General features: G+C 65.6%; 5 protein-coding genes. All 5 read left to right on the top strand.

Going from position 1 to position 3,651, the window contains the following annotated elements; genetic code table 11:
• Nucleotides 1–3: 3 nt before the first annotated feature.
• Complete coding sequence (locus tag L4923_RS31275; RefSeq protein WP_425531045.1) at nucleotides 4–150, top strand: UTRA domain-containing protein; 147 nt, start codon at nucleotides 4–6, stop codon at nucleotides 148–150.
• Complete coding sequence (locus L4923_RS30620; protein WP_239370858.1) at nucleotides 147–884, top strand: SIS domain-containing protein; 738 nt, start codon at nucleotides 147–149, stop codon at nucleotides 882–884. Before L4923_RS31275 ends, L4923_RS30620 begins: the two co-directional genes overlap by 4 nt.
• A 59-nt stretch (nucleotides 885–943) precedes the next feature.
• Nucleotides 944–2,224, top strand: a complete 1,281-nt coding sequence (locus tag L4923_RS30615; RefSeq protein WP_239370857.1) for an ABC transporter substrate-binding protein — start codon at nucleotides 944–946, stop codon at nucleotides 2,222–2,224.
• 27 nt (nucleotides 2,225–2,251) lie between these two features.
• Nucleotides 2,252–3,124, top strand: a complete 873-nt coding sequence (locus tag L4923_RS30610; protein ID WP_239370856.1) for a carbohydrate ABC transporter permease — start codon at nucleotides 2,252–2,254, stop codon at nucleotides 3,122–3,124.
• The coding region (locus L4923_RS30605) for a carbohydrate ABC transporter permease (RefSeq protein ID WP_239370855.1) at nucleotides 3,121–3,651 on the top strand (531 nt) is incomplete at its 3' end. The genes L4923_RS30610 and L4923_RS30605, both read left to right, overlap by 4 nt.

Genomic DNA, 3,651 nt, shown 5'->3' with positions numbered 1-3,651 from the left:
GCGCTGCACATTGCGGCCGGCGCCCCGGTGCTGCGCATCACGCGCTGCACCTTCGCCAGCGACGGCCGGCCGCTCGAATATGTGCGCTCGTCCTATCGGGGCGACTGTTTCAACATGCGGGTCAGACTGAAGCTGACGAAGGAACCATGACAAAGACACCGACCGCCTCCGCCTATCTCGGCGAACTGACAGAACGCATCGGCAAGCTGCTCGAACAGAATGGCGAGGCGATCGCGAAGGCATCCGACGCGATCGAGAAGACCGCCCGCGCCGACGGTCTCGTCTATATTTTCGGCACCGGCCACAGCCACACAATGGCCGAGGAGGCGCATTTCCGCGCCGGCGGCCTGGCCTTCACGGTGCCGATCCTGGCCGGCGCCACCATGGTGCATGAAGGCGCGGTCGCCGGCACGGTGTTCGAGCGCATGTCCGGCATCGTGGCGCCGATCTTCGCCCGCTACCCGATCGGCCCGAACGATGTGCTGATCGTGGTCTCCAACAGCGGCGTGAACGCCGCCCCGGTGGAGGCGGCCACGCTCGGCAAGCAGGCCGGGGCCACCGTGATCGCCATCACCTCGGAAGACTATTCGAAAACCGCCGCCAGGGGCCGCACCCGGCTTGCCGATGTCGCCGACATCGTCCTCGACAACCATGCCCCGGCCGGCGACGCGATCACCGCGATACCGGGCAGCGAGCTGCGTGTCGGCCCGATCTCGACGCCGGTGGGCGCCGCCCTGATGAACGCCGTGCTGGCCGAGGTCGCCGCCCGCCTGCAGTCGTCGGGCGTCGCGGCGCCGATCTATCTCAGCGCCAACATGCCGGGCGCTACCGAGATCAACAATGCGCTGGTGGCCCGTTACCGGCCACGCAATCCGCATCTTTGATGCAAGACACAAGAATCCCGTCGCCATGGGGAGCGGCGAGAGCTGAGGGAGAACCGAGAATGAAGAAAACCCTGACCCTGGCCGCATTTGCGGCCGCACTGCTCACCGGCTCGGCCTATGCCGAACCGGTGAACCTGACGTTCTGGCACATGGAGCAGCCGCCGCACCGCGTGCAGCGCATGCAGGAACTGCTCGACGAATTCAACAAGGCCCACCCAGACATCGTGGTGAAGCAGGAGCCGCAGAGCTGGGGCGAAGTCTACGCCAAGGCGCCGGCGGCTTTCGCGGCCGGCAACGGGCCGGACCTGTTGTTCGCGATCCCCGACTTCACTACCGTGCTCAAGGGCATCGGCGCCGTCGTCCCGGTCGATGACATCTACAAAGAGCTCGACGCCAAGCACGGCTTCGTGGAAGCCACGGTCGCGCCCTACAAATATGAGGACCACGTCTGGGCGGTTCCGGCCTACAACATGGCGATCTCGCTGTGGTACCGCAACAGCGCCCTGAAGGCGGCCGGGCTCGAAGTGCCGAAGACCTGGACCGAATGGAAGGCCGCCGCCGAGAAGCTCTCGGCCGACGGCAAATACGGCATCGGCCTGCCTGCCAACAAGCAGCTCTACACCGACCAGACCGTCTACAGCCTGATGGTCAACAGCGGCGCCGCCGACATCTACGCCGACGACGGCAAGATCACCTTCGACAAGCCGGAGACCGTTGCCGCCTACCAGGCCTATGCCGACCTGCAGAAGCTGTCGCCGTCGGACAGCACGTCCTGGACCTGGGGCGAGGCGGAAGCCTGTTTCGCCAGCGCGACCTGCGGCATGATCCTGCAGTTCAGCGTCATCAACACCTATGACACCCAGGCCGGCGGCGATGCGGCCGACCTCGGCGTGGCGGCGGTGCCGCATGCCGACGGCCAGTCGGATTCGGCGACGATCTCCTATTCCAACGCCATCATGCTGACCACCAAGGACAAGGCCAAGCAGGATGCCGCCAAGGTGTTCCTGACCTGGCTGATGGAGCCGGAGACCTATGGCCGCTTCCTGACCATGGAGCCGGGGCTGTTCCTGCCGGTGACCAATGACGGCGCCAAGGCGGACTCGTTCTGGAAGGACCCGGTCGTGGCCAAGTACAAGAGCCAGGTCGAGACCATGGTCGCCAACTCCAAGAACGGCAAGCTGTTCGGCTTCACCAACGGCAAGGTGTTCCCCTCGATCGGCGCCATCTCGGCGCAGAACGTCATCGCCGAGACCCTGCAGGGCATCGTGGTGAACGGCCAGAGCGCTGCCGACGCCGTCAAGGCCGGGCAGGCGCGCATGACCGAGATCACCGCCAAGTAAGATGGACGGCGCTGGGGACGGGCGACGATGAAGAATTCGACACTGGCCTTCGTCTTCGTTGCCCCGGCGCTGCTTTTCCTGCTGGCCGTGCTCGGCTGGCCGCTCGTCCAGGCGATCCTGCTGAGCTTCCAGAATGTCGGCGTCATCGGCTCGGAAGGCCGTTTCGTCGGCCTCGACAACTATGCCGCCGTGCTGGGCGGCGCCGGCTTCTGGAGGGCCTTCGGCCGCAGCATCGTCTGGGTCGTCGCCAATGCGCTGGTGCAGACCGTGCTGGCGCTGGTCACGGCCCTCATCCTCAACCAGAAATTCCCCGGCGTCCGCATCGCGCGGACCTGGATCATCCTGACCTGGATCGTGCCGACCGTGGTCATCGTCATCATTTGGCGCTGGCTGCTGTCGACTTCGGGCGGCATGATCAACCCGCTGCTCGTGCAGGCCGGTGTCATCGACCGCCCGGTCGGGTTCTTCGCCACGCGCGAAGGCGCCATGACCACGCTGATCATGATCAATTCCTGGCGCTGGTTCCCGTTCACCGCGCTGATGATGCTGGCCGGCCTGACCCGCATCCCCGGTGACCTCTACGAGGCGGCGCGCATCGACGGGGCCAGCGCGCTGAAGCGTTTCACCCGCATCACCTGGCCGCTGCTGCAGCCGACGCTGATGGTGCTCACCGTCGTCGGCACGCTGCTTTCCTTCAACGTCTTCGACGTGATCTGGCTGCTCGCCGCCGGCGGCCCGGCGCAGGCTTCGCAGACCTTGCCCGTGCTGATCTACGAGACGGCCTTCAAGGGCTACCGGCTGAGCGAGGCAGCCACCATCTCGGTCATCACCAGCATCATCCTGATGGGCTTCGCCTTCCTCGCCACCCGCGCCATGCTGACCAACGAGGCCGCCCGATGAAGCGAAGCCTGCCGCAATCGGCACTGCTCTATGCCGGGCTGCTCTTCCTGCTGCTGCTCATCGGCCTGCCGTTCTGGTGGGTGGTCACCGGCTCGATCAAGCTGCCGCAGGAGATCATCCAGCGGGTGCCGACCATGGTGCCGCAGAGCTTCACCCTGCAGCATTTCGAGAAGCTGCTGCAGTCGTCCGACTTCCCGACCTATCTGGTCAACAGCTTCGTGGTGGCGCTGTTCTCCACCGCCGTCACCGTGCTGCTTGCGCTGCCTGCCGCCTATGCCTTCTTCCGCATGGAGTTTCCCGGCCGCAACGCGCTCTACCGGGTCATCCTGCTGGCTTATGCCTTCCCGGGCGTCGTCGTGCTGATCCCGCTCTACGGCCTGTTCTCCAAGGTCGGCCTGATCGACAGCCGCATCAGCCTGGTCATCGTCAACGTCGCCTTCGCGCTGCCCTTCTCGATCTGGATGATGCGCTCCTTCCTCGCTTCCGTGCCGAAGGAGATCGAAGAGGCCGCCATCATCGACGGCGCG

Source organism: Terribium retamae (assembly GCF_022347545.1).
In the GTDB taxonomy this organism is placed as follows: Bacteria; Pseudomonadota; Alphaproteobacteria; order Rhizobiales; family Rhizobiaceae; genus Mesorhizobium; species Mesorhizobium retamae.
The sequence above is the reverse complement of the archived record's forward strand: the minus strand, read 5'-3'. Positions and strand labels throughout refer to the sequence as shown.